This is a genomic window from Roseateles sp. P2_H4 (assembly GCF_056403315.1).
Genome location: NZ_JBFUFR010000006.1, coordinates 64,785 through 90,756, shown reverse-complemented (window position 1 = coordinate 90,756; position 25,972 = coordinate 64,785). Strand labels below are relative to the sequence as shown.

The 25,972-nt window shown below is 68.7% G+C and carries 19 protein-coding genes and 1 pseudogene; 9 read left to right on the top strand and 11 right to left on the bottom strand.

The features are described 5' to 3' along the window. Positions 1–23: 23 nt before the first annotated feature. Entirely contained in the window at positions 24–1,325 is a 1,302-nt protein-coding gene (gene paeA / locus AC1DW3_RS06520) for a polyamine export protein PaeA (protein ID WP_477929738.1), read from the top strand. Here paeA and AC1DW3_RS06515 read toward each other — a convergent pair whose 3' ends face one another. Together AC1DW3_RS06515 and AC1DW3_RS06510 are read right to left on the bottom strand one after the other, a co-directional pair. Further along, complete coding sequence (locus tag AC1DW3_RS06515; protein ID WP_477929736.1) at positions 1,326–2,867, bottom strand: WD40/YVTN/BNR-like repeat-containing protein; 1,542 nt, start codon at positions 2,865–2,867, stop codon at positions 1,326–1,328. Between the two features lie 28 nt (positions 2,868–2,895). Continuing rightward, positions 2,896–3,684, bottom strand: coding sequence for a lysostaphin resistance A-like protein (locus AC1DW3_RS06510; protein ID WP_477929734.1), 789 nt, complete (start codon positions 3,682–3,684; stop codon positions 2,896–2,898). Positions 3,685–3,832: 148 nt separating this feature from the next. Between AC1DW3_RS06510 and AC1DW3_RS06505 the strand changes: the two genes are divergently transcribed. After that, a complete protein-coding gene (locus tag AC1DW3_RS06505; RefSeq protein WP_477929732.1) occupies positions 3,833–4,747 on the top strand; it encodes a LysR family transcriptional regulator in 915 nt (304 codons plus the stop codon). A 21-nt stretch (positions 4,748–4,768) separates the two neighbouring features. Here AC1DW3_RS06505 and AC1DW3_RS06500 read toward each other — a convergent pair whose 3' ends face one another. The 4 genes and pseudogenes from AC1DW3_RS06500 to AC1DW3_RS06485 all read right to left on the bottom strand — a co-directional run bounded on the left by AC1DW3_RS06500 (position 4,769) and on the right by AC1DW3_RS06485 (position 10,494). Continuing rightward, positions 4,769–6,634 (bottom strand): carbohydrate-binding module family 20 domain-containing protein, encoded by a 1,866-nt coding sequence (locus AC1DW3_RS06500; protein ID WP_477929730.1) that lies wholly within the window; start codon positions 6,632–6,634, stop codon positions 4,769–4,771. A gap of 303 nt (positions 6,635–6,937) precedes the next feature. Further along, the gene (locus AC1DW3_RS06495) at positions 6,938–8,194 is read right to left on the bottom strand and encodes a GAF domain-containing sensor histidine kinase (RefSeq protein WP_477929728.1); all 1,257 of its coding nucleotides are present in this window, start codon (positions 8,192–8,194) and stop codon (positions 6,938–6,940) included. Positions 8,195–8,365: 171 nt separating this feature from the next. Further along, positions 8,366–9,882 (bottom strand): annotated as a pseudogene (locus AC1DW3_RS06490) (methyl-accepting chemotaxis protein). Between the two features lie 93 nt (positions 9,883–9,975). After that, on the bottom strand, positions 9,976–10,494 hold the full coding sequence (locus tag AC1DW3_RS06485) for a hemerythrin domain-containing protein (protein ID WP_477929726.1): 519 nt from the start codon (positions 10,492–10,494) through the stop codon (positions 9,976–9,978). A gap of 34 nt (positions 10,495–10,528) precedes the next feature. On the opposite strand from AC1DW3_RS06485, the gene ligA reads away from it, so the two are divergent. The 3 genes from ligA (at position 10,529) to AC1DW3_RS06470 (ending at position 14,490) form a co-directional block, all read left to right on the top strand. Next, positions 10,529–12,556: an NAD-dependent DNA ligase LigA gene (gene ligA / locus AC1DW3_RS06480; protein ID WP_477929724.1), complete on the top strand. Its 2,028-nt coding sequence runs from the start codon at positions 10,529–10,531 to the stop codon at positions 12,554–12,556. Positions 12,557–12,647: 91 nt separating this feature from the next. Then, entirely contained in the window at positions 12,648–13,784 is a 1,137-nt protein-coding gene (locus AC1DW3_RS06475) for an epoxide hydrolase family protein (protein WP_477929722.1), read from the top strand. A 16-nt stretch (positions 13,785–13,800) separates the two neighbouring features. Further along, complete coding sequence (locus AC1DW3_RS06470; protein ID WP_477929720.1) at positions 13,801–14,490, top strand: AraC family transcriptional regulator; 690 nt, start codon at positions 13,801–13,803, stop codon at positions 14,488–14,490. A 30-nt stretch (positions 14,491–14,520) separates the two neighbouring features. Here AC1DW3_RS06470 and AC1DW3_RS06465 read toward each other — a convergent pair whose 3' ends face one another. Beyond that, the gene (locus AC1DW3_RS06465; protein ID WP_477929718.1) at positions 14,521–15,450 is read right to left on the bottom strand and encodes a LysR family transcriptional regulator; all 930 of its coding nucleotides are present in this window, start codon (positions 15,448–15,450) and stop codon (positions 14,521–14,523) included. A gap of 100 nt (positions 15,451–15,550) precedes the next feature. On the opposite strand from AC1DW3_RS06465, the gene AC1DW3_RS06460 reads away from it, so the two are divergent. Genes AC1DW3_RS06460 through AC1DW3_RS06445 form a run of 4 tightly spaced genes read left to right on the top strand, consistent with a single transcriptional unit; the run spans position 15,551 to position 20,499 of the window. Then, complete coding sequence (locus AC1DW3_RS06460; RefSeq protein ID WP_477929716.1) at positions 15,551–16,393, top strand: pirin family protein; 843 nt, start codon at positions 15,551–15,553, stop codon at positions 16,391–16,393. Next, positions 16,390–17,484: an HlyD family secretion protein gene (locus AC1DW3_RS06455; protein WP_477929714.1), complete on the top strand. Its 1,095-nt coding sequence runs from the start codon at positions 16,390–16,392 to the stop codon at positions 17,482–17,484. Before AC1DW3_RS06460 ends, AC1DW3_RS06455 begins: the two co-directional genes overlap by 4 nt. Positions 17,485–17,491: 7 nt before the next feature. Further along, positions 17,492–19,075, top strand: coding sequence for a DHA2 family efflux MFS transporter permease subunit (locus AC1DW3_RS06450; protein ID WP_477929712.1), 1,584 nt, complete (start codon positions 17,492–17,494; stop codon positions 19,073–19,075). Positions 19,076–19,089: 14 nt separating this feature from the next. After that, positions 19,090–20,499, top strand: coding sequence for an efflux transporter outer membrane subunit (locus tag AC1DW3_RS06445; protein WP_477929711.1), 1,410 nt, complete (start codon positions 19,090–19,092; stop codon positions 20,497–20,499). Positions 20,500–20,508: 9 nt separating this feature from the next. Here the strand turns inward: AC1DW3_RS06445 and AC1DW3_RS06440 are convergent, their stop codons facing one another. The 4 genes from AC1DW3_RS06440 to AC1DW3_RS06425 are packed head-to-tail and all read right to left on the bottom strand — an operon-like array spanning position 20,509 to position 25,926. Continuing rightward, entirely contained in the window at positions 20,509–20,886 is a 378-nt protein-coding gene (locus AC1DW3_RS06440; RefSeq protein ID WP_477929710.1) for a GFA family protein, read from the bottom strand. Beyond that, positions 20,883–23,900: a fused MFS/spermidine synthase gene (locus AC1DW3_RS06435; protein ID WP_477929708.1), complete on the bottom strand. Its 3,018-nt coding sequence runs from the start codon at positions 23,898–23,900 to the stop codon at positions 20,883–20,885. Before AC1DW3_RS06435 ends, AC1DW3_RS06440 begins: the two co-directional genes overlap by 4 nt. After that, positions 23,897–25,171, bottom strand: a complete 1,275-nt coding sequence (locus AC1DW3_RS06430) for a 3-deoxy-D-manno-octulosonic acid transferase (protein WP_477929706.1) — start codon at positions 25,169–25,171, stop codon at positions 23,897–23,899. Before AC1DW3_RS06430 ends, AC1DW3_RS06435 begins: the two co-directional genes overlap by 4 nt. Then, positions 25,171–25,926, bottom strand: coding sequence for a tetratricopeptide repeat protein (locus AC1DW3_RS06425; protein ID WP_477929704.1), 756 nt, complete (start codon positions 25,924–25,926; stop codon positions 25,171–25,173). The genes AC1DW3_RS06430 and AC1DW3_RS06425 overlap by 1 nt, the downstream gene beginning before the upstream one ends. Between the last annotated feature and the right edge of the window lie 46 nt (positions 25,927–25,972).

Sequence of the window (25,972 nt, the reverse complement as noted above, 5' to 3'; positions counted from 1 at the left end):
TGTCCAGATCTCGGTATCGGCGTTTGACCACCAGCCTGCTGCTGATTGCCCTCCTCATCGCCGCCAGCGCCTTCTTCTCGATGGCCGAGCTGTCGCTGGCGGCCTCGCGCCGGCTCAATCTGCAGCAGCGTGCCGATTCAGGCGATGCCCGCGCTGCCAAGGTGTTGGCCGTGCAGGAGCACCCAGGCGACTATTTCACCGTCGTGCAGATCGGCGTCAACACCGTGGCCATCCTGGCCGGCATCGTGGGCGAGGGCGCCTTCACGCCTCATTTCGAGAGCGCGCTGCGTCTCGTCGTCGCGCCCGAGCTCGCCGCGACGCTGGGCTTTGCGGCCTCCTTCATCAGCATCACTTCGCTCTTCATCGTCATGGCCGACCTGGTGCCCAAGCGCCTGTCGATGAACGAGCCCGAGCGCGTCGCCATGGCCCTGGTCGGGCCCATGCTGACGCTGTGCCGCGTGCTGAAACCGCTGGCCTGGTTGTTCAGCGGCATCACCGAAGGGCTGATCCGGCTGCTCGGCCTGCCGGCCAAGCGCGACGAGACCATCAGCTACCGCGACATCCTGGCGCTGACCGAGGCCGGCTACCAGGCCGGTGTCGTCGCGGACGAGGAGCAGCAGGTCATCGCCAACGTATTCGAGCTGGACACGCGCACCGTCGAGACCGTGATGACGGAGCGCGAGCGCATCGTCTTCTTCTCAAGAGACGATGACGACGTGCTGATCCGCAACCGCATCGCCGACACACCGCACTCGACCTATCTAGTCTGCGACGGCGATGTCGACCAGGTCGTCGGCTATGTGGACGCGACCGATTTGTTCCAGCGCGTGCTGCGCGACGAGCAGCTGTCGCTGCGCGAGGACGGCGGTGTGCTCGTCAAGAAGGTGCTCATCGTGCCGGACCGGTTGACGCTGTCCGAGATGCTGACGCAGTTCCGCGAGGCCCACGAGGACTTCGCCGTCGTCGTCAACGAATACAGCCGCGTGGTCGGCGTCATCACGCTGAACGACGTCATGAACACGGTGATGGGCAGCCTCGTGGCGCCGCACGATGAAGAGCAGATCGTGCGCCGCGAGGATGGCTCCTTCCTGGCCGACGGCATCACGCCCATCCCCGATGTGGAGCGTTCGCTCGGCATCGAGGGCTGGCCGCATGCCGGCACCTACGACACGCTGGCCGGCTTCCTGATGGTCATGCTGCGCCGCATCCCGCGACGCACCGATGTCGTCGAATGGGAAGGCTGGCGCTTCGAGGTCGTCGACGTGGACAGCTACCGCGTCGACCAGGTCATGATCACGGCCGTGGCGCCGGCCGCCAGAAGCTAGTCAATCCACCGCGAATTCGGCCGTCCATTTGCCGTCGGCAAGGCTCAGGATGTTGCCGCCGCGCGCGACGCAGAACCTGGCCCGGTGTGAGGCATCGGGAAGCGCCGCCACGCAGCCCACCGGCGCGTCGACCGCCTTGGTCCAGCTGTCCTTCGTGCGGTCGTATTGCAGCAGCTCGATCACGCCCGAGAAGGCTCCCGTGTTCCAGCGCACGGCCTGGCCGTTGTCGGCGTCGGTGAATCGAATGTCCATGATGACGTAGGGCGGGTTGTCGGCCTTGCGCCAGCTGCCGCCATGGTCGGTGGACACGTAGAGCTTGGAGAAGGCGCCCCTGATGCGGTAGGCGGCCAGGGTGCCGTTGCCTGGCGCGACCTGAAACCCCGACACATCGGTGTCGGGCCCGACGGACTGCCACTGCTGCGTAGCGAGGTCCAGGCGCCACAGCTTGGGGTAAGCGTTGACGTAGAAGTAGTTCCCGAATGACGCGGCGCCCGGGCGGACCAGGGGCTCGGTCTCCACCGGGAACTCGCGAAGCTTGGCGAGGTCGCTCAGGTCTGCGGCACGGGCCGCATGAACAACCATCTGGTCCACGCTGCGCAGGCCGCTGCGCAGCACGAGGCCCCGGGCGGTCGTGATCAGCCATTGATCGCCCAGGCGCGAGATATCGACCACGGCAACACTTGGATCCAACGCGGCAGCCGCCTTCCAGGTGGCGCCGCCGTCCGAACTGCTGCGCACCATGCCGTTCTCGAAGCCGGCCAGCAGCTGGCCTGCCGACGCCGCGACAGCGGTGATGGTGTGCAGGCTGCCGGTGTCCAGCGCGCTCCAGGTGCCGTTGGCGTCGCGCACCCGGATCTGGCCGAGGGCGGCGCCGAAATAGCTGCGCCCCTGCGCATCCATGACGAGCTTCTGGGTCAGCGGCGGCGTGGCGAGCTTGGCCAGGGCAGCGAACTCGTCCACGGACACCACCTCGCGCAGCCGCTTGCCGATCGGGGCCGCGTTGGCGCGGGCTTCGTAGTACTTCAGCAGATAGGGAATGAGGCCGAAACGTTGGCCCGGGTCGAGCACGACTTGCGAGGGGGCCGGCACGCGCTCGACGCGCCAGGGCAGGGGGGCCCTGGACTGCAGCGACTGCAGTTCCGCGGCGGCGGCTTGTGCATTGCGCGCCGTCTCGGCGTTGTGCAGCGGCAGCAGGACCATGTCGTTGTTGCCAACGGGCACTGGCACCAGGCTGCCCATGTCGGTCAGCCGGCCCGCCATGACGGTGATCGTTGGGTAGGGCGGCATGAAGCCATCGCGCCATTTGTGCAGCCTGTAGTCACCCGCCGGCAACGCTATGCCCAGGGTGTGGCCACCGCGGCTGGCCAGCTTGGCGAGACGGTACTTGGCCTTGTCGTTTACAGACTCGAGCACCAGCGTGTCCGCGGGTTCGGCACCCGGCAGGCTGGCCAGTACATAGCCCTGGACGGAATCGGCCGCCTGGGCGACGTGACAGAAAGCGGCCAGCAAAAGAAGGCGGGCCCAGAAGGCGATCAACGGCATGGACAGACTCGGGTTGGGGGCTAGTGGTTCAGCGGCGGAACTGGCCAAGCTGCCAGGCTCGGCGCAGCATCCAGGCGCTGACGAGCAGGCAAAGCGCCAGGCTTGGAAGGGCTGCTTCGGTCCCGAAGCTTCCGCCGCTGAGCCAGTCAGGCCCGGTGATATGGGCGTGCATCACGGCTTTGGCCTCGATGCCTGACATGGGCACGTCGAAGAGGCCGGCCTGGGCATAGTTCCAGCCGAAATGCAGGCCGATGGCCAGCCAGAGCCGGCGCGTCAGCATGTAGGCCGTGGCAAACATCAGCCCCAGCCCCAAAGCCAGCGCCACCGAAGTGGCGAGCGTGGCGTTCGGATTGAAAAAGTGCATCAGTCCGAAGATCAGCGACGAGACAGCCAGCGCCACCCAGCTGCCCCAGGCTTGCTCCAGCAGCCTGAAAAGCAGCCCACGCAGCAGGATTTCCTCGCAGACGGCCACGACCAGCATGGCCGGCAGCACGCTGGTGACGGCGGTCCGCCAGTCCGACCATCCCGTCACGACATAGTGGCCCGCCGCGGCCAGCAGGGCGACGTGGGCGACGATCAGCGCCATGGCCAGGCCCGCGCCGAGCGCAAATTCCTTGAACGCCGCCGGCCCCGCCACCTCGCTCACGCGCCGTTGCTCGATCCAGCGCACATAGCCGGCGTACAGCGCCACCATCAGCAGGCCCCGCAACACGTTGCCCAGACCACGCAGGCCTGGATCGGGCAAGGCCAGCGCCAGGGTCTTGGCGATCAGCACAAAGGGCAGGCCGATGACGAAGGCGGCGAGCAAGAGGCGCAACAGCGGGCGCTGCTGCAAGCGGGCAGCAGCAAGGCTCGGCTGAGCCGGATTCGAGGCGGACATGGACACGGCCAGCGGGCAGGATTTGGAGCCGGGAGGCTATTGGCTTACCGTACAAGCCGCCACCCGCCATCACGGATACCTGCCTATGCAAATGCGCATAGCGCGGCTGGATCCCCAGGAATTCGACTGGGTCCTGCTGCGCAGCTTTCTCGCCATCTACCGCGCCGGCAGCCTGGCTGCGGCGGCCCGCCAGCAGTCACTGCAACAGCCGACGCTGAGCCGCCATCTGATCGAGTTGGAATCTCAGCTCGGCGCGCAGTTGTTCGAGCGCAGCAGCCGCGGCCTGCATCCCACCGCCGCGGCTCAGCAGATCCTCGTCCATGCCCAGGCCATGGAGGAGGCCGCCCACCAGCTCTGCCTGGGCCTGGCCAGTCGCGGCGAGGCGTTGACCGGCACGGTGCGGGTCTACGCCACGCAGATGATCGCCACGACGCTGCTGCCGGATTTGCTGACGGGGCTGCTGCAGGCCTACCCGGGCCTGCAGATCGAACTGCTCGCCAGTGATGCCTTGCCCGACCTCTTGAGCCGGGACGCCGACATCGGCTTCTGGATCAGCCCGCCCAAGCAACTGGACATCGTCAGCCGCAAGCTGGGCGAGTTCCGCATCGTGGCCTGTGCCAGCCAGGGCTATCTGGAACAGCACGGCGAACCGCTGGCCGTCGAGGATCTGGCGCGGCACCGCCTGCTGGGCAACGACAAGCTGGACACCATGACGCAGTGGTTCAAGCAGGTCGGGGTCCCGCTCGGGCAGCGTGAATTCTCGCTGCGCACCGATGACAAGGCGGCCTATCTGGGCGCACTCAAGGCAGGTGCGGGCATAGGCTTCGCGGCGAGCTATCTGCTCGCTGCAAACCCCGAGCTGCGACCCGTGCTGCCTGGCCTGCCTCTGCCGCGCCTGCCGCTGTGGCTCAACACCCACCGAGAAATAGCCAGCAACCGGCTCATCAAGACGGTCTTCGACACCTTGGCCAGCGAGGTGGGGCTGCGGCTGAATGCATGAGCCGCAGCCCTGTTCGGCGCGTCAGAACTTGAAGTTGCCGTCACTGCGCGCCTGCGAACCGCTGGCACAGCTCGTGAACTCGCGGTTGCCGCTGCCGGTGGCCTGGTTGCTTTCCCAGACCGCCGCCGAGCCGTTCCACTTCACGTACTTGTACTGGATGGCCGTGCCGGCGGGCAGGCTGACAGTGCCCGTCCACGGCACATTGGCGCCCGAGCCCTGGATGGTCAGCGCGAAGCCCGAGCCCGGCGCCCAGGCGCCGAGACCGGTCACGTTGCCGACGACGCGCAGGTTCTGGCCGCTGACGGTGTTCGCGTTGGCGATGGTGAAGGTCACCGAGCAAGTGCCGCCACCGCCACCGCTGGTCTTCTGGCCCGTGTAGATGGCCACGGCCGGCGTGGGGCTGCCGCTGTTGGCCGGCACGGTGATGCTGGCATTGCCGCTGGCGTCCACCGTGACCGAGTCAGCCGTGCAGCCCGTGCCGGCGGCGTTCTTGGTGCCGTTGATGACGTTGCAGTAGGTGCCGGCGGGCAGACCCGTGGCGAAGCTGCGCGTCCAGGCGCTGCCACTGTTGTTCAGTGCGACAAAGCCGACATTGCCGCGGCTGAAGGCGACCTGGTTGCCGTTGTTGCCGACGATCCAGTTCTGCTGGGCCTGGCCGAGGCTGGCATTGCGGAAGGCCACCATGTTCGCCAGTGGCGTCCAGCGGTGGGCGAAGTCCCAGACGACGTTGATCTGCGGTGTGCCGCCGCTGTAGGGGCTGGTGCTCGGGCGGTCGGCGCCGGTGTCGGTGAACTTGAAGCCCGAGTAGAGCTGGGCCTCGCCATACCCTTGCGCCAGCATGAAGACATGGGCCAGGGTGTAGCGCTGGCCGCCGGCATCGGCGCCGCCGTTGTTGTTGATGTTCAGTGAACCGCCATTGCGCTCGGTGTCCCAGTTGGTGACGAAGATGGTGGCGTTCTGCGGCTGGATGAAGCCCCAGCTGCCGCCCCAGTTGCCCCAGGTGCCCATGACGCTGGGGATGCTGGCGAGGTTGAGGCCGTTGTTGTTGCGGAAGACGTCGCGCATCGCCGACGTGAACTGGAACTCGTTCAGCGTGCCGACCGGGAAATAGCTCGGCCGGTCCACTTCACCGTCGTTGATGATTTCCTGCGTGACCCAGATCGGCTCGCCCTTCAGCGTCGTCGGGTAGGCGGCCTTGACGGCGTTCATGATGGACGTCCAGGCGCTGGCCGGCATGTGCTTGGAGGCATCGATGCGGAAGCCGTCCACGCCCAGGGCCAGCAGGGCCTTCAGGTAGTTGACGATCTGGCCCTGCACATAGCTGCTCTCGGCGGCCAGGTCGGGCAAGCCACCGAGGCGGCAGTTCTGGACATTCCAGCGGCCCGACGGCGTGTTGTAGTCAGCGTCGTTGATGTTGCAGTTGGCGTGGAAGTCGCTGGCGCTGAAGAAGGGGTAGGCCAGCGTCGCGGCATTCCAGGTCGAGCCGTCGGTGGCCGTKCCGCTGCCGTCAGCCATCTGGTTGACGACGATGTCGGCATAGACGCGCACACCGGCCGTGTGGCAGGTGTTGATCATGGTCTGCAGCTGGGACGGCGTGCCCATGCGGCTGGTCAGGTTGGTGTAGTTGACCGGCTGGTAGACACCCCACCAGCCGTTGGCGTTCTTGGACGCGCCCGGCGGCGAGATCTGCACGCCGCCGAAGCCCTTGGGCCCCAGCCATTGGGTGCATTCGGTGGCGATGTCGTTCCAGCTCCATTCGAACATCTGCACCGAGGTGGAGTTCGGGTTCAGCGCCAGGGCAGGGGGCGCGAAGCTGGCCAGGGCGGCGCTGGCGGTCAGCGTCAGGGCGTGGATGAGCCGGCGGCTCGGGTGCGGCAGCAGGGGCATGTCTTGTCTCCGGTGTTGATCGACCGCCGCCCTCGTCATGGGGCGGCTGGGTTCGGCCAATCGACAACAAGCCATGGCCGCCTTTCCTGCTTCGGGAAAGTGGTGCGACTCTAGACAGTCGACTCAACAAAGTTCGTAGGAAAACTACTTATTCTTCGGATTCATCCCTAGAACAAAAGTCGTTACCAGGAGAAATCTCTTCGTCACTGGTCGGGCGAGCATATCGTTCGTGTAGCTTTGCAACCGTTTCCTGTGAGAGGCTTGGTCACGGGCGTGCGAGCTTCGCCACGAGGCACCGCTTTCTCAGCCGGTACGGTCGCCTGCGTCGTCAAGCGGCAGCGCAAGGGTGAATGTCGTGCCGCTGCCGACAACGCTTTGCACACCCAGGTCTCCGCCCATCAACTCGGCGAGTCGCTTGGCAATGGCCAAACCGAGACCCGTGCCGACGACAGCGGTGCGCTCCGCGCCGAGCCGGTTGAAAGGCTGGAAGAGCTGAGCCAACTTGGCCTCTTCGATGCCAGGGCCGGAATCCTTCACGGCGATGCACACCCGGCCCCAGTGGGCCGTGGCCGTGACGCTGACGCAGCCGCCGGGTGAGTTGTACTTGATGGCGTTGGACAGGAGGTTGATCAGGATCTGCTTCAACCGCCTGCCGTCGACTCTCAGGCAAGGGCCACCGTCCAGTTCGACGGCGTTGTGCAGTTCAATCTGCAACTGCTGCGCGGCTTCGCTCAGCAATTCGATGCAGGCTCGGACCAGTGGGCCCAGTGGCTGATCTTCTGGATGCAGATCGATGGCACTCGCCTCGATGCGTGCGAGGTCCAGGGTCTCGTTGACCAGCTCCAGCAGCAACTCGCCCGCCCGCAGGATCTGGCCAGCCCGGTTGACCGTGGACGGGTCGGGCCGGGCAGCGTTCTCGATCTGCATCAACTGGGCAAAGCCGAGGATCGCATTGAGAGGCGTCCGCATTTCGTGGCTCATGCGGGCGAGAAACTGACTCTTCGCCTGGTTGGCTTCTTCGGCGGCCGCACGGGCGCGTTGGCGCTCCGCCACCTCCTGCCGCAGCTCCAAAGCCTTGCGGCGGAGTTCCAGTTGAGCCGTGACCTGACGCCCCAGGACCGTCAGCGTCTGTCTCTCGCTCTCCGACAGCTTGCGCGGCACCGTATCGATGACGTTCAAGGTTCCCAGCGCTCGGCCATCCGCCGTCAGCAGCGTCGTGCCTGCGTAAAAGCGGATGTGGGGCTGCCCGGTGACCAGCGGGTTGTCGACGAACCGCGGGTCGTCGAGGGCATCTGGGATCTCGAAAAAGCCCGCCTCCAGGATCGCGTGCGAACAGAAGGAGATTTCCCTCGGCGTGTGCGGGACCTCCAGGCCATGCCGGGACTTGAACCACTGCCGGGTCTCGTCAACCAGGGACACCAGCGAGATGGGCGCGTTCAGCAGCTTTGCAGCCAGCGCGGTAATGTCGTCGAACGCCCCTTCCGGTGGCGTGTCGAGCACTTGACATTGATGCAAGGCATCGAGCCGTTGCAACTCGTTCGCGGGAAGCGTGGCCTTCATCGCCCTACCTCAGAGCCAGGGTGCGCCGCACTGGCCGCAGAGGGCCAGCATATCGGTTTGCTCGCGATGGTCACCAGTATTTGACGCGCTGAGCACGCCCGCTGCGAAGGTGGCGCCGCGTCACCTTCGCAGCGATCAGAAAGGCCGCCGGCAAACGGCGGTCCCGCTCGCTCAGGCCCGCCGCAGCCTGAAACGCGCCACGACCTCGGCCAGCGTCGCGGCCTGGCGCTTGAGGGCTTCCGACGCGGCGGCCGACTCCTCGACCAGGGCGGCGTTCTGCTGTGTCATCGAGTCCAGTTGACCCACGGCCGTGTTCACCTCGCCCAGGCTGTGGGTCTGGTTCTGCACGCCGCTGCTGATCTGGCCAATCATCTGCGTGACCCGGCCGACGGCCTGCACGACGTCCTGGATGGTTTCGCCCGCCTGGGTCACCTGGCGTGAACCGGCCTCGACCTGCTCGACCGAGCTGGAGATCAGCGTCTTGATCTCGCGCGCCGCCTGCGCGCTGCGCTGGGCCAGCGTGCGCACCTCGGCAGCCACGACCGCGAAGCCGCGGCCCTGCTCGCCGGCCCGCGCCGCCTCGACAGCGGCATTCAAGGCCAGATGTTGGTCTGGAAGGCGATGCCGTCGATGACCCCGGTGATGTCGGCGATCTTGGTTGAGGACTGCTGGATGCCCTGCATGGTGCGGATGACATCGCCCACCGCCGAGCCACCACGCTCCGCCACGCCCGACGCGCCACCGGCCAGGTGGTTGGCCTCGCCGGCCGCCCTGGCATTGGACTGGGCGCTCTCGGTGATCTGCTGCATGGCCGCGGCCGTCTGCTCCAGGCTGGCGGCGGCCTCCTCGGTGCGCGAGGACAGGTCCAGGCTGCCGGCCGAGACCTCGTCGCTGGCCTGGGCGATGGCGTCAGCGCTCAGCCTCACCGTGCTCAGGGACTCGTGCAGCGCGTCGCGCATGCGCGCCAGGCCGCGCAGCAGGTCGCCCAGTTCGTCACGGGCTTGGCTGTCGACGTCGGTGGTCAGGTCGCCACCGGCAATCTGCTCGGCGGCCGAGCGCGCGCGGCTCAGCGGCAGCGTCACCGAGCGCGTCATGCGCCAGGCCACGCCCGCGCCGATGGCCATGGCAATCGCCACCATCAGCCAGATGCCCCAAAGCACGGCGCGGTAGCTCTCGCCCGCGTCGGCGCTGGCCTGTTTGGCGCCGGCGCCATTGATCTCGACCAGCTTGCGCACCGCATCGGAGGCAGCAGCGAACTGCTTGCGCGAGTCGCCACGCAGCAGCTTGAGACCGTCCTCGGCCTTGCCGTCGAGGAAGAGGGTGACCAGGCCGGGTTGGCTGGACTTGTAGGCCGCCAGTGCCTCCTTGAAGGCCGCGAACTGCCGCGTCTCCTCGCCGGGGCTGAGGTTCTCGGCATAGCCCTTCATCAGGGGTTCCATGGCCTGCCACTGCTTGGCCAGGCGCTCCTGCTCGTTCTTCATGAAATCGGGCGTGCCGCCCAGCGCGATCTGCAGCTCGGAGCGGCGCATGAGGTTCAAGGCTTCGCCCATGCCGGCCAGCTGCTGGGTGCTGACCAGCCAGTTGTCCGCCAGGTCAACGACATTGGCCTGCACCCGCGCCACGCGGCTGCTGGCAAACCCGCCCATGGCCAGCATCAGCGCCAGCAACAGGCCAAAGCCCAGCGCCATGCGCGGGCCGACACGAAGATTCGACAGCATGAGTCCTCCTGCGCCCGCTCCCTGCGGCCGGTCGAACCATGATGACAGCGTTGAATCGCGCTTTCAACGCCTGCGCGCGGCCATCTCCTCTCCCATGCGGATGAGATCGGCGTCGCTGACGCCAGCGCGGGCGGTGGTGAAGGCCTGGGCGTCCTCGACGGCCAGATGGGCCTCGTAGAGATTGACATAACGCTGCAACATGGCGGCATCCAGGTCGGCGCCTTTTCCTGCCGTCCAGGCAGCCAGAGGTTCCCGCAGCCGCGCCCAGCGCGATGTCATCTCGACATGATCGGCATGCAGCCGGTCGGCCATCTCGGCCAGACCCGCCGCGCGCAGCCGTGGCAGTACATGGCGCTCTTCGTCCTCATGGTGGGCGGGGCCGGCGCGGTCGAAGTAGCGCAGCACGTCGGCGGCGGCATCGCGAGCCTGCTCGTCCACGCCATGCTGCTGCACATGCGCCTGCAGGCGCTGGAGCAGGTCCAGGCTGCGCCGCACGCGCTCGTGGCAGGCGGCGAGCATCTCGAAGGGCTCGTCAAAGCCCACGGCGGGGCCGGCATGCAGGAGGTCGACGCGTGAACTCATGCGGCGGATTGTCTGGCCGCGACAAAATGCCCCCATGACCGCCACGCCCACCCAGCGCGCCGCCGAGTTGCGCACCCAGCTCAACCATCACGCCCACCTCTACTACGTGCTCGACCAGCCGGCCCTGCCGGATGCCGAGTACGACAAGCTTTTCCAGGAATTGCAGGCCCTCGAGGCGGCGCATCCCGAGTTGCTGACGCCGGATTCGCCGACCCAGCGCGTCATCGGCGCCGTGCTGGCCGGCCTCACGCCGGTGCGCCACGTCGTGCCCATGCTGTCGATCACGACCGAGACCGATACGACCGAGGGCGGCGCCATCGCCTTCGATGCCCGCGTGCGCCGCGAGCTGGGCCTGACCGAGGCCGACCCACCGGTCGAATATGCCGCCGAGCTGAAGTTCGACGGCCTGGCCATGAGCCTGCGCTATGAGCACGGCGTGCTGGTGCAGGCTGCCACGCGCGGTGATGGCGAGACGGGCGAGGACGTGACGCAGAACGTGCGCACCATCGGGCAGATCCCGCTGCGCCTCAAGGGCGAGGCACCGGCCGTGCTGGAGGTGCGTGGCGAGGTGTACATGCGCCGCGACGACTTCGAGAAGCTCAACGAGCGCCAGCGCGAGCGTGGCGACAAGACTTTTGTCAACCCGCGCAACACCGCGGCGGGCGCCATCCGCCAGCTGGACCCGGCGCTGGTGCGCCAGCGGCCGATGTCCTTCTACGCCTACGGCCTGGGTGAAGTGCAGGACTGGGACATTCCCGGCACGCACGCCGGCATGCTGGATGCGCTCGCGGACCTTGGCCTGCCGGTCAATGCCGACCGCGCCGTGGTGCAGGGTCCGCAGGGCCTGGTGCAGTTCCACCAGGCCATGGCGGCCAAGCGCGACGCGCTGCCCTTCGACATCGACGGCATCGTCTACAAGGTCAACTCGCGCGAACTGCAGCAGAAGCTCGGCTTCAAGACCCGCGAGCCGCGCTGGGCCGTGGCCCACAAATACCCGGCCCAGGAGCAGGTGACGACGCTGCTGGCCATCGACGTGCAGGTGGGCCGCACCGGCAAGCTGACCCCGGTGGCGCGGCTGGACCCGGTCTTCGTCGGCGGCACGACGGTGTCCAACGCGACGCTGCACAACGTCTTCGAGATGCGCCGCAAGGGCGTGCGCGTGGGCGACAAGGTCATCGTCCGCCGCGCCGGTGACGTGATCCCCGAAGTCGTCGGCCGCGTGCCCGGCGAGCGGGCCAGCTATGTGCCCAACTTCCGCCTGCCGCGCGAATGCCCGGTGTGCAAGAGCGAAGCCGTGCGTGAGCGCGGTGGCATGGACTACCGCTGCACCGGTGGCGTCTTCTGCCCGGCCCAGCGCAAGCAGGCCATGCTGCATTTCGCCGGCCGCCGTGCCATGGACATCGAGGGCCTGGGCGACAAGCTGGTCGAGCAACTCGTCGACGCCGGCATCGTGCTGAGCCTGCCCGGCCTCTACAAGCTCGGCGTCGCCAAGCTCGCGGCCCTGGACCGCATGGCCGAGAAGAGCGCGCAGAACATCGTCGATGCGCTGGAGAAGAGCAAGACGCCGACGCTGGCGCGCTTCCTGTTTTCCCTTGGCATCCGCCAGGTCGGCGAGACGACGGCCAAGGACCTGGCGCGCCACTTCGGCACGCTGGACAAGCTGATGAAGGCCAGCGTCGAGCAGTTGCTGGAAGTGCCCGACGTCGGCCCCATCGTCGCGGCGAGCATCCACACCTTCTTCGCCCAGCCGCACAACCGCGAGGTGGTCGAGCAACTGCTGGCGGCCGGTGTGGCGCCCAAGGAGAGCGAAGGCCAGGCCGACGACCGGCCGCGGCCGCTGCTGGGCAAGACGCTGGTGTTGACCGGAAAATTCCCCGTGCTGAGCCGCGACGAGGCTCAGGCGCTCATCGAGGAGGCCGGCGGCAAGGTCAGCGGCTCGGTGTCCAAGAAGACGAACTACGTCATCGCCGGCGAGGATGCGGGCAGCAAGCTGGACAAGGCGCAGGCGCTGGGCGTGGCGGTACTGGACGAGGACGGCTTGCGGGCCTTGCTGGCGGGCTAGGGCGGAGGGCTTTTCGTGGCGGGTTTTTACAAGACCCAAAACCCGCTGCTGCGGAAACTGGCTCCATCAACCACCCCACCTGGAGCCCACCATGAACCCCGCCATCCGCCCCTTCCGCATCGACATCCCGCAAGCCGCCATCGACGACCTCAAGCAGCGCCTGCGTCAGACGCGTTGGCCGCAGGCCGCGGCGCAGGACTGGAGCCGCGGCCAGCCGGTCGCCTTTGTCCGCGAACTGGCCCATCAATGGCTGAACGCCTATGACTGGCGCCAGGCCGAGGCCGAGCTGAACCGCCACCCGCAGTTCACGACCGACATCGACGGCCAGACGATTCATTTCCTGCATGTGCGCTCGCCCGAGCCGCATGCGCTGCCACTGTTGCTGACCCACGGCTGGCCCAGCACGGTGGCCGAGTTCCTCGACGTCATCGGCCCGCTGAGCGATCCGCGCGCCCATGGCCTCGACCCGGCCCAGGCCTTTCACCTTGTCATCCCGTCGCTGCCGGGCTTTGCCTTCTCGTCGCCGCTGGCCGGACCGGGCTGGGATGCCGCCCGCACCGCTGCGGCCTGGGACGTGTTGATGAAGCGCCTCGGCTATGAGCGCTACGGCGCCCAGGGCGGCGATGCCGGCGCCCTGGTGACCCGCGAGCTGGGCATCCTGAACCCGCAAGGCCTGGTGGGCGTGCACCTGCAGCAGATCTTTGCCTTCCCGAGCGGCGCGCCGGGCGAGATGGAGAAGCTGTCGCCCTTCGAGATGGAGGGCATGGGCAATCTGTCGCGCTTCCAGAAGTACAACGGCTATGCCGAGATCCAGTCCAAGCGGCCGGCGACGCTGGGCTTCGGCCTGGTCGATTCCCCGGTGGCGCAGCTGGCCTGGAATGCCGAGCTCTTTTTTGGCTTCGAGGGCGAGGCTGCCGGCAGCATGGACCGCGAGCGCTACCTGACGCATGTGTCGCTGTACTGGTTTACGGCCACCGGCGGGCAGGCAGCGGAGTTCTATTACGAAAACGCCCAGACCGGCGCCGGCTACCGCGAGCTGCCCAGCAAGGCACCGACGGCGGTGGCGTCCTTCCCGAACGACTTCCGCTCCGTGCGAGCCTTCGCCGAGCGCTCGCACACGAACATCGTGCAATGGACCGAGATGCCGGAAGGCGGCCACTTTGCGGCGGCAGACGCGCCGGGACTGTTGATAGATGACATCCGCAGCTTCTTTGCTCGCCTGGGTTGACGATTAGCATGGGCGGATGCCCGCCGACATCCGCCGCGAGACGCGCGAGGCCGACTCCCCGTCGGCCGCGCGCTTCATCGCTCGCATCGAGCAGGTCGAATACACCGCCGCGGCGGTGGAGGTGGCGCGGCCGGACGGCACCTGGGACTTGGTGTTCCGCCAGACCCGCAACGGCCTGATGGTGCTGCAGACCGGCCAGACCGATCGCATCGTGCACTTGCCCGGCGAGGCGGGCGACCGCTACTTCAACATCGCTTTCCGGCCCGAGGTCTATATGCCGCGCCGGCCCGGCGCCAGCATGACCAACCTCGGCCACGTCCATGCGCTGGCCGGCCAGAAGGGCTGCCTCATCGACGGCGAGCGGCTGGAGCTACCGAACTTCGACAACGCCGAGCAGTTCGTGATGGCGCTGGCGAGCCGCGGCCTGATCGAGGTGGACCGCCTCGTGCTGCGCGCCGGCCAGGCCGGCTGGCGGGGCGTGGACGACCGCAGCCTGCAGCGCCACAGCGCCCATGTGACGGGCTTGAGCCCGAAGAAGCTGCAGCAGATCATCCGTGCCGATGCCGCCGCGACGCTGCTGCAGCAGGGGCTGCGGCCGGCGGATGTGGCGGCCGAGCTGGGCTATTCCGACCAGGCCCACCTCAGCCATTCGCTGCGCCGCATCCTGGACATCACGCCCGGGCAGCTAAAGCCGGAAGCGGGCTGACCCGGCCGCGGCGCTGCGCCGCGCCGCCCGTCAGCGGCGGAGCTGGCGTTCGACGGGGTTGAGCATCTGCTCCTTGGCCCACTCCGGCTTGGTCTCGAACAGGTGGTCGATGAAGGCGCGGGTCTTGGCGGGCATCAGCCGGCGGCTGGCGGTCAGCAGCGTCACCGGCATGGGCTCGTAGCTCCATTCGGGCAGCACGGGCACCAGGGTGCCGGCCTCGACGTCGGCCGCCACCATGCCGTAGGGAAAGCTGCCGATGCCGCCGCCGGCGCGCGTCAGCGCCAGCACCAGGCCGATGGAGTTGGCCTCCAGCGGGCCGCGCAGGTCGACGTCGAAGCTCTGCGCGCCGTTCTGCAGCCGGCGCTTGCCGACCGCGCGAGCCTGGGTCAGCACGACGAAGTCATGGCCCGCCAGATCGGTCGCGGCCACCGGCGCGGGCCGGGCTTGCAGATAGACAGGACTGGCGTACAGGCCGCGCTCCAGCAGCATGAACTCGCGGGCGATGAGGTCGGGCTCGTCCACCGGGCCCATGCGCACGGCCACGTCATAGGGTTCGTTGAAGAGATCGACGCGGCGCGGCGTGGTGTCCACCTCCAGCTCCACCTTGGGGTAGCGGCGCACGAAGCGCGCAAAGCTCTCGGCCAGCACCAGCATCGCGAACTCCGCCGGCACCGATACGCGCAGCCGCCCCTGGGGCGAGGCGTCGCGCGAAGCCAGCCATTCGCGCGTCTCGGCGATGTCCTCGTCATGGCGCGCGGCGCGCTCGGCGAGCTGCTCACCCAGCTCGGTCAGCGTCAGCCGGCTGGCGCCGGGCACGAAGAGGCGGGCGCCCACCGAGGTCTCCAGCGCCGTAAGGCGCCGGCTCAGCGTCGCCTTGGGGAGGTCAAGCTGGCGGGCCGCCTCGGACAGCGATCCGGCCTTGTGTACCTGGGCCAGCAACAGCAGGTCATCGATCTTCATGGCGTGAATATCTCGTTTTATTTCGTTTCGTTTCCGGAACGGTGAGTTTGAGTTTTGTGGCTATTCGCCGGAAATGGAACTCTCTACAGTCGCGGCCATCATGTCAACCGCCCGTCTTCTCCAGCCCCAAAGGCACCGCATCGGCGCCGGCTTCCAGGCCGAGGGCTGGCGCGAACCCATGGCGCTGCTCGACCCTTTCATCATGGTCGACCACTTCCGCATGAGCGAGCCGACCTTCGCGCCGCACCCCCATGCCGGCTTCTCGGCGGTGACCTATCTCTTCGACGACTCGGCCACCGGCATGCTCAGCCGCGACTCGCTGGGCGGCGAGCATGAAATCCTGCCCGGCGGCCTGCACTGGACGCTGGCGGGTCGGGGCGTCATGCACGACGAGTTCCCCATCGAGGCCGGCCGCGAGGCCCATGGCCTGCAGATCTTCGTCAACCTGCCGGCCGAGCAGAAGCTGCGCGCGCCCACCGTCATGCGACTGGCGCCCGAGYAGATGCCGCGTCGCGTGGGCGAGGGTTGGCGCGCCACCCAGGTCTTTGGTGCCGACACCGGCCTGGCACTGCCCTGGTCGACTTCCCTGGTGCTGGTCGACATCGACGCCGGCGCCACGTTCGATTTCCTGCTGCCCGAGGGCGAGCAGGGCTTTGCCCTCGTCATCCAGGGCAGCGGCCGCACGCAGGAGCTGCCGCTGTCCACCGGCCGCGCCCTCAGCCTGCCCGTCGGTGGTGCCGAGCGCATCGTGGCCGAAGAGGCCCTGCGCCTGGCCTGCTTCTGCGGCCGGCCCCTGCTTGAACCCCTGGTGCGCCACGGCCCCTTCGTCATGAGTGACGAAGGCCAGGTCGTGGCTGCGCTGCAGCGCTTTCAGTCGGGCGGCATGGGCCGCCTCAGCCCAAGAACAACCCCAAGCACCCATAACAAGGAAACCCTGTCATGAACGCACCGCAAGAGAACAACGCCGCCGTTCCGCCGAAGCCAGCCAAGAGTGGCCCGCCCGTGCCGCTGCTCATCGTCGGCGCGATCCTGCTGATCGGCGGCATCGGCCTGGGTGGCCGCATGTGGTGGCGCAGCCAGCATCTGGTGGAGACGGAGAACGCCTTCGTTGCGGGCCGCATCCACCCGGTCGCGACGCGCGTCGCCGGTGTCGTCACCGAGATGCGCATGCAGGACAACGCGGTCGTCAAGGCCGGCGACGTGCTGCTGCGCCTGGACCCGGCCGACGCGGCCGTGCAGATCGAGCGCCTGAAGGCCCAGATCGCCCAGTCCGACGCGGCCATCGCCACCAGCGCGGCGCAGATCGCCCAGGCCAAGGCCCAGGCCGCCGTGACCGGCTCCCAGGTCACGCAGGCCGAGACCGTGCTGGCCCGCACCGAGCTGGACGCCAAGCGCAGCCAGGCCCTGTTCGGCGCCGAGCTGCGCGCCACCTCCAAGCAGGAGCTGGACGCGGCGCTCGCCGCCCGTGACGTGGCCCGCGCCGACCTGGCCGCCCGCAAGGCCGGCGCCTCGGCCGCCAAGGAAGCCGTCGTCGCCGCAGAAAGCGCGCGCCAGTCCGCCAACGCGCAGAAGAGCGCGACGCAGGCCCAGCTCAAGGACGCCCAGAACCAGCTCGGCTATGTCGAGCTGAAGGCCTCCAGCGATGGCCGCATCGGCAAGCGCACGGTCGAGGTCGGCCAGCGTGTGCAGCCCGGCCAGCAACTCGCGGCCATCGTCGAGCCCGAGACCTGGATCGTCGCCAACTTCAAGGAGACCCAGCTCGCCAAGATGAAGCCGGGCCAGAAGGTGCATGTCAAGGTCGACGCCTTTCCCGGCAAGGACCTGCTGGCCCATGTGGACAGCTTCGCCCCCGCCTCGGGTGCCAGCTTCGCACTGCTGCCGCCGGACAACGCGACCGGCAACTTCACCAAGATCGTCCAGCGCGTGCCGGTCAAGGTCGTGTTCGAGCCTGAGAGCCTGAAGGGCCTGGGCGATGCCGCGTCGCGCATCGTGCCGGGGCTGTCCGTGCAGGTGGAAGTCGAGATTTCCGAGTAAGCCTGCCATGGGCAACGAAAACTACCTCCCCCCGCCGCCGGACCAGAAGGTCAGCGGCCGCACCTGGCTGGCCGTGCTGGCCAGCCTGCTGGGTGCCTTCATGGCGGTGCTGGACATCGCCATCACCAACTCCTCGCTGCGCGACATCCTGGGCGCGCTGTCGGCCACGCAGGAGGAGGGCTCCTGGATCTCCAGCGCCTACCTGGTCGCCGAGATCGTCGTCATTCCGTTGGCAGGCTTCCTGTCGATGGTGTTCTCCACGCGCCGCTACCTCGTCGTCAACGTCGCGCTGTTCCTGATCTTCAGCACGCTGTGCGGGATGGCCTGGAGCCTGGAAAGCATGATTGCCTTCCGCGCGGCCCAGGGGTTCACGGGCGGCGTCATGATCCCGATGGCGATGACGCTGGTCACACGCAAGCTGCCGCTGAACAAGCGCCCCATCGGCCTGGCCTTGTTCGGCATGACGGCGACACTGGCGCCCACGCTGGGCCCCACGGTCGGCGGCTATCTGACCGAGCTCTACGGCTGGCCCAGCATCTTCTACATCAACTGGGTGCCCGGCATCCTGCTGATGCTCGGCGTGACCATCGGCCTGGACAAGGAGCCGATGAATCTCAAGCTGCTGCGTGAAGTGGACTGGTGGGGTGTCGTCTTCATGGGCGTCGGCCTGGGCTCGCTGACCGCGATGCTGGAAGAGGGCAACGCCAAGGACTGGTTCCAGAGCCCCTTCATCATCACGGCCGCCGTGCTGGCGGTGGGGGGCATCTACGGCTGGGCCTGGCGTGGCTTGACGCGCAAGAACACCTTCATCGACCTGCACATCCTCGGCCGCCCCAGCTTCCTGATCGCCGGCGTCATCGCCTTCGCCACCGGCATGGGCCTTTACGGTTCGGCCTTCATCCTGCCGCTGTACCTGGGCCAGATCGCCAGCTACACGCCGATGCAGATCGGCATCGTCATCATGTGGATGGGCCTGCCCCAGCTCTTCATCATGCCCTTCGCGGCCAAGCTGTCCACCAAGCTGGACAACCGCGTGATGATGAGCGTGGGCCTGGCGCTGTTCGCCACGTCGTGCTTCATGAACACCCACATGAGCGCTGACACGGCCGGGCCTGAGCTGCTGTTCGCGCAGATCGTCCGCGCCCTGGGCCAGCCGCTGATCATGATCACGCTGACCAACTTCGCGGTGAACGGCGTGCCGCCGAACCTGCTGCCGAGCGCCTCGGGCATGTTCAACATGATGCGCAACCTCGGCGGCTCGGTCGGCATCGCCACGCTGGCCACGCTGCTGACCAACCGCGAGCATCTGCACAGCGCCCGCGTCGGCGAGGCCGTCAGCCTCTACGACCCGGCCACCCAGGCGCGCCTGGACACGCTGGCCCAGAACTTCGCCAGCAAGGGTTTCGACGCCGCCGCCGCGCAGGACATGGCCATGAAGGCCCTGGACAACGTGGTGCGCCGCGACAGCTTCGTCATGGCCTACAACGACGCCTTCCTGATCCTGGGTATCGCCCTCATCAGCTGCGTCCTCATCGTCTGGATGAGCAAGAAGGTGCTCGGTGGCGCCGGCGCCGCCGAGGCCGCACATTGAATCGGGAGATCGACATGATCCAACTCAAGACTGTTTTCACCCTCGTCGCCACCGCAGCGCTCGCTGCCTGCACGACGCTCGGTCCCAACTACCAGGCGCCCGCCGCCAACGCACCGGCCGCCTACCGCGCCGCCAGCCCCGTGGCCGGCGCCGAGCTGCAGCGCGACTGGTGGCTGATGTTCGGCGACGCCCAGCTCAACGCTTTGGAAGCTCAAGCCCTGCAAGCCAGCCCGACGCTGGCCGCCGCGGCGGCGCGCGTCGAGCGCGCCCGCGCTGTGTTTGGCGCGACGAAGGCGGACGAGCTGCCCCGCGTCGATGTCGGCGGCAGCGTCACCAACCTGCGCACGTCCGCCAAGTCGGTCACGACGCCGGTGCTTGGCGGCCAGGCCATCACCTTCGACGGCACGCAGACCGGCGTGCAGGCTTCCATCGGTTGGGAGATCGACCTTTGGGGCCGCGTCAAGCGCCAGGCCGAAGCCTCCCAGGCGCAGCTGGATGCCTCCACCCTCGACGCCGCCGCCGCCCGCGTAGCGCTGACGGCCGACGTTGCGGCCGCCTACTGGCAATGGCGCGCGCTGGCCGATGAAGCCACGGCCCTGCAACGCCTGCGCGACAGCCGCGCCAATGCCTTCAAGGTTGCGCAGACTCGCTTCGACGCAGGCTCCTCGACGACGCAGGACCTGGAGCGCGTGCGCGCCGAACTGGCCTCGGCCGACGCCGACGTGGCCGACCTGCCGCGCCGCCAGGCCCTGGTGGCGAACCAGATCGCCGCGCTGACCGGCCAGGCGGCCGCCGAGCTGAAGCTGCAGGCTTCACCGATGGCTGCACCACCGCAGATCCGCGCCGGCCTGCCGTCCGAGCTGCTGCAGCGCCGCCCGGACCTGGCCCAGAGCCTGGCCCAGTTGCACGCCGCGACGGCTCAGGTCGGCATCGCCGAGGCCGCGTTCTATCCCGCGATCCGCCTGACCGGCAGCTTCGGCTACCAGAGCAAGGAGCTGGGCGACCTGATCTCTGCGCCGGCGCGGCTGTACAACATCGGCCCCAGCATCTCGCTGCCGATCTTCGAGGGCGGCCGCAACAAGGCCAACCTGGCGGGCGCCCAGGCCCAGGTCGACGAGTCGCTGGCGGGCTTCCGCGGCCGCATGCTGCAGGCCCTGCGCGAGGTCGACGACGCCCTGGCCGAACTGCAGGGCCGCGCGGTGGTGGTGGAGGCCCAGAACCGCACTCTGGCCTCCAGCGGCCAGGCACTGACCGTGGCCAGGAGCCGCTACGACAAGGGCGCCGTCAGCTACCTCGACGTGACCGAAGCCGAGCGCACGCCGCTGGCGACCGAGCGTGCCCTGGCGCAGTTGCGCGGCGCGCAGTGGGCGGCGACGGCCCAGCTGATCAAGACGCTGGGTGGCGGCTGGACCCAGGGCAGCTGAGCGCCGCCTTCAGCGCCGGTTTTCGTCGAACTGCTCGGCACCCGGCACCGGCTGAAGCCAGGCCTCGCGGCGCTTGACCCAGAGTTCATAGCTCGGCGTCAGCGGCGTGGGTGCCTGCGACAGGGCGCCGAGCTTGATCTCGGCCTCCTGGGCGTCCAGCGAGAACAGCCGCGCCCCACAGTGGGGGCAGAAGCGCTGGCCGTGGAACTCGGCCGTGTCGCCGCTGTGCTCGAAGCGCTCGGCCGGCCACACGGCGTAGAAGGTGAAGGCCGAGCCGCTTTCCTTGCGACAGTCCATGCAATGGCAGATGCCGACGCGCAGCGGTTCGCCGCGCGCCGCCAGCTGCACCTGGCCGCAAAGGCATTGGCCCGAATACCTCGTCGTCATGGCTGAGTCCTCGCTGGAGTGGCAGCACAGGCGCGCTCGCCGCCACTCTCCCAGGCCTTGAGGAATTGCCGCGCGTCCGCGAGCGCGGACGGCGGGATCTGTGCGCCCCACTGCGCTTCCCAGCTGCCCACCGCATCGGCCTGGCCCTGGGCCAGGCCTGCGAGCATGCCCAGCACCAGCACCTGTTCATTGAGGGCGCTTGGCATGGGGCCGGGCGGCTTGGTCAGCAACTGCCGGGCGCTGTCCTGCACGAGCTTCCAATCCTGGCGCGCCACCGACTCATACAAGCCCAGCAGCTGGACCATCCGCGGCGACAGCTCGGGTCGCGCGCGCCGCCAGGCTGCGACATCCCACAGTGCCTGCTGGTCGGCGCCATCGACATGGCCGAGCACCGCGTAGGCCAGGTTGGCGACATAGATCAGCAGACTGTCCTCGTCGAAGGGCGTGGCGCCCTTGCGCTGGGCCTGCAAGGCGTCGACGAGGCGCGTCAGCCCGTCGCCGCTGTGGTCGGGGCCGGGGTTGCTGCCCTCGAAGCGCTGCAAGGCGGCGACGGCATGCTCGCGCGCCTCCAGGATGGGATGGTTGACGGCAGGGCCGAGGCGGGCCGCGGCGGGCAGCGCCGCGTGGCAGTCCAGCACCTGCAGCACCGGCAGGCCCGCGGTGGCCAGGCGCAGCAGCAAGGTGGCCTGGGCGCCCTGGAAACGCTGCTGCGGCGCGTTCAGCGAGATGGTCGGGAAGTAGTCCGAATGAGCGCGCGCCGACTGCAGGCGCACATAGCTGCGCAGCACGGCCGGCCCGCCCACGCGGCGCGCCTGCAGGTCCGCCGGCGAGCGCAGGCCCACGCGCTTGAGTTCCGCCGACAGCATCTTGGAGCGCCAGGGCAGGTCGCTGAGCGGCCCCAGCTTGCCCAGCGGGGCGACGATGAGCAGGTCGGTGGAGTCGACGAAATAGAGCTCGCTGCCGGGGAATTCGCTGATCAGCGCGGCGACCATCTCCGCCAGCAGGGCGTCGGAAATCTCATAGCCGTGGACCCACTGCACCAGCATGCCATCGGGTTTGAGGCTGCTCTTCACGCGTCGGTAGAACTCCTGCGTGAACAGGCTGGCCACGCCGCTGACCCAGGGGTTGGAGGGCTCGGAGACGACGAGGTCATAGCGCTGCTGGCCGCGGGCGAAGAATTCCCGCGCATCCTCGAAGTGGACGTGCGAGCGGGGATCGGCATAGGCGCGCACATTGCGCGTGCCCAGCGCCTTGGCGCCTTCCCACATGGCAGGTTCGATCTCGATGCTGTCGACGCGACGCGGCGCAGCCGAGCCCAGCAGCGTGTGCGTGCTGAGCCCGGAGCCCCAGCCGATGACGGCGATGTCCTGGGGCTGGGGATGGGCCGACAGCGCCAGCGCGCCCAGCATCAGCATGGTGATCTCGTCGGCAGCGGGCGGCTGGCCGATGTCGGTCCAGCCCGCATCCGGCTTGCCGTTCGTCGAGATGATGGAGAGCTGGTCCTTGCGCACGACCGAGATGCTGGCGGTGGCGCCGTCCCGGTAGAACAGCAGCTCGCGCCCGCGGGTGTCGGTGTTGCCGTAGCGGAAGACGCCGGCGGATTGCAGCAGGGGATCCGGCAGGCCCCACAGCAGCATGCTGACCAGCGCGACGGCGCCGAGGGCCGCGGCGCCGACGTTGGCGAAGGTCCAGCGGCCGGGGCTGAGCCCGCGCAGCAGGAACAGGCCGATGACGAAATCCGCGCTGGCGGCCACCAGCAGCATCAACCCGACGCCCAGGGCCGGCATCAGCCAGTGCGCCGCCACCAGCACGCCCAGGATGGCGCCCAGCGTGTTGGCCGCGTAGACCTGGCCGATGGCACGCTCGCCGGCGCCGCGGCGCAGCAATGCGGCCGTGAACAGCGGCAGCGTCATGCCGGCGAAGAAGGCCGCCGGCACCATGATGAGGATGGCAATGCCGGCCGTGGCCACGTTGTAGAGGGTGTAGCCGGCACCGCTGCGCGCCAGTGCCTGCAGCAGCCAGGGTACCCAGTTGTAGGCGCTGCCCAGCAGGCCCACGGACGCGATCGCGCACAGGCCCATCGCCACCTGTACGAAGCCGGCGTAGCGCACCAGGTCGGCGATGCGGTCGCCCACGCGCCTGACCCACAGGCCGCCCAGCGCGAGGCCGGCAATGAAGGCGGCCAGCATCAGCTCGAAGCTGTGCAGGCTGCTGCCCAGCGCCTGGTTGAGCATGCGCACCCAGCCCAGCTCGTAGGCGAAGGAGGCGGCGCTGGACAAGAAGGTGGCGACCAGCAGGGCGGGCAGCAGACGGCCTGCGCCCGCCGGTTTCGCGTCGTCAGCAGCTTCAGCCACGACGACGGCGCCGCCTTCGCGGCAGGCCTTGCTCAGGACCAGGCTCGCTGCGGCCACGGCGAGGTTGAGCCAGGCCGCGGCCTGCAACGCGCCCGGCATGCCGACGGCGGGCAGCAGCCAGAAGGTGGCGATGAGAGCACCGGCGGCGGCACCGATGCCGTTGGTGAAATACAGGCCGCCCAGGGTCTGCCCCTGCTGGCTGCCGGGCAGGCGCAGCACACCGACGGCCAGCAGCGGGAAGGTGGCCCCCAGCAGCACCGTCTGCGGCGCGATCAGGGCGGCCGCGCTCAGCCATTGCCAGGCCGTGGCCGCACCGGCGCTCTGCAAGGCTGGCAGCACGCGGTCCTGGCTGTAGGCGCTGTAGGCGACGAAGATGGTGTGGAAGACCAGGCCGAAAACGCCGATCAGGGCTTCCGCGCCGGCATAGAGCGCGATGGGCCGGCGCAGCGTCGCGGTGATGCGGCTGACGCCCCAGGCGCCCAGCGCCATGCCGCCCATGAACATCATCAGCACCAGGGTCTGGGCATAGGCCGCATGGCCCAGCGTCAGGCCGAGGTAATGCGTCCAGATGGACTGGTAGATCAGCGCCGCGCACCCCGACAGCACGAACAGGAATTGCAGCATCCAGCGGGTTCGGGCGGCGAGGGGTGCTGAAGTCATCGTGTGCTGCTTGAAAGCAGGGCAGCCGCCATGCGGGCGGCCGCGCCCTGGTGGGCTCGGGAAAAGAACTGCGCGCGCGCGGCCATATCCCGGCGGGACGCCACGTCGTCGCAAAGGGCCAGGCCGCGGGCGACGGCTTCGGACAGATCGGCGCAGCGCAGCGCCGCGCCGGCCGCCACGGCCAGTTCGGTCGCTTCGGCGAAATTGAAAGTGTGAGGCCCGGCCAGCACCGGGCAGCCGCAGGCGGCGGCCTCGATGAGGTTCTGGCCACCCAGCGGCTCGAAGCTGCCGCCCAGCAGGGCGACGCCGGCCAGGCCGTAGTAGAGCGGCATCTCGCGCATGGAGTCGCCCAGCCAGACATCGGCGGCCAGCGCCTGCTCAGGCGGTTCGTCGCCCCAGTTGCTGCGGCGCGCCAGCGTCAGGCCGGCGGCCTCGATGAGGCTGGCGATCTCGTCGAAGCGCTGGGGGTGACGCGGCACGATGGCCAGCAACGGGCGAGGGGAGGGGTGCAGGATCCACTCGTCCAGCAGCGCCTTTTCTTCGCCTTCACGGCTGACGGCCAGCATCAGCACGGGGCGGCCCAGCAAAGCCGCCCAGACCTGGCCGCGGGCGATCAGGGCCGGGTCTATCGCGATGTCGTACTTCAGGTTGCCGGCCACTTCAACGCGAGCTGTGCCCATGGTGCGGATGCGCTCGGCATCGGCCTCGGTCTGGGCCAGGGCCAGCGTCATGCGGCGTGCGGCCGGCTGCATCAGCGCGGCAAGCCGTTGGCCCTGGCGCAGGCTCTTCTCGGACAGGCGCGCATTCGCCAGCACCATGGGCAGGCCAGCCTTCTCCGCCTCGCGCTGCAGCGTCGGCCAGACCTCGGTTTCCATCAGCACGCCCACGCGCGGCTGCCAGTGGCGCAGGAAGCGGCGCACGGCGCCGGGGGTGTCATAGGGTAGCCAGGTCTGGGCATCGCCCTTCCCCAGGAGGGCCTGGCCGGCTTCGTGGCCGGTGGCGGTGGAATGGGTCAGCAGCACCCGGAGCGCCGGGTCGCGGGCGCGCAAGGCGTCGATCAGGGCGCTGGCCGCACGCGTCTCGCCCAGCGACACGGCATGGATCCACAGCCGCCCGGGTTGGGCTGCGGCCTTGTAGAGGCCCAGCCTTTCGCCCAGGGCATGGCGGTAGGGCGCCTCCTTGGCGCCGCGCCGCCACAGCCGCAGCAGGTAGAACGGCGTCAGCAGCCGCAGCGCGGTCGCGTACAGGGCCAGCGCGAGGCCCTCAGGCATCACCCCCCCTTGCGGGCCAGCTCGTGCGCGGCCCTCAGGCGGCGCATGACTGGCGCGTTCAGCTCGCGGCTGACCGGGTTCCAGAGTTGCACCTGGCGATCGATCTCGGTCTGCAGGCGGGCGGCCGTGGCGGCGTCGCCGGTGGCCAGCGCCCAGATCGAGTACTCGGCATTGGCCTCGAAGCTGCCGAACTGGCGCACGGCGGCCTCGAAGCTTTCGCGGGCCTCGGCCTGCCGGCCGGTGCCGGCGAAACAGCGCGCCAACAGCAGCAGGACCTGGTCGGGCCGGTAGTCGGGCCGCTCGGCCTTGAGCACCTGCAGATGGCTGAGCGCCGCGTCGAAGCGCTGGCATTCGACATGGGCGCGCACGGCGCCGAAGCGCAGGTCGGGGTCGCTGGCGAACGGCCCCTTCAACGTGCCCTCGTACAGCTCGGCCGCCTCCCTGGCCTCGCCGGCGTTCAGCAGGGCTTCGGCCAGGCGCATCTGGTTCTGTGCCGAGGGCGACACGTCGTAGACGATGCGCGCCTCGCGCACGTCACGACCCGGGTCCATGGCCCGCGCGGCGGCCGACACGGCCTTGCGCGCGCCGTGGTCCAGCCGCGAGTTGGGCAGGTAGATGGCAAAGAAATAGACCAGGCTGCCCAGCAGCGGAAACGCGAACAGGATGAAGAGCCAGTACAGCTGCTGGCCGCTGCGCACGACATGGACCGCGCAGAACAGCGCGATCAGGATGTGCAGGCCTCCGATCAATGGCATGAGGTTCTCCCTGGGGTGTGGTTTGAATCGGCTCTGCGGCCGTTAT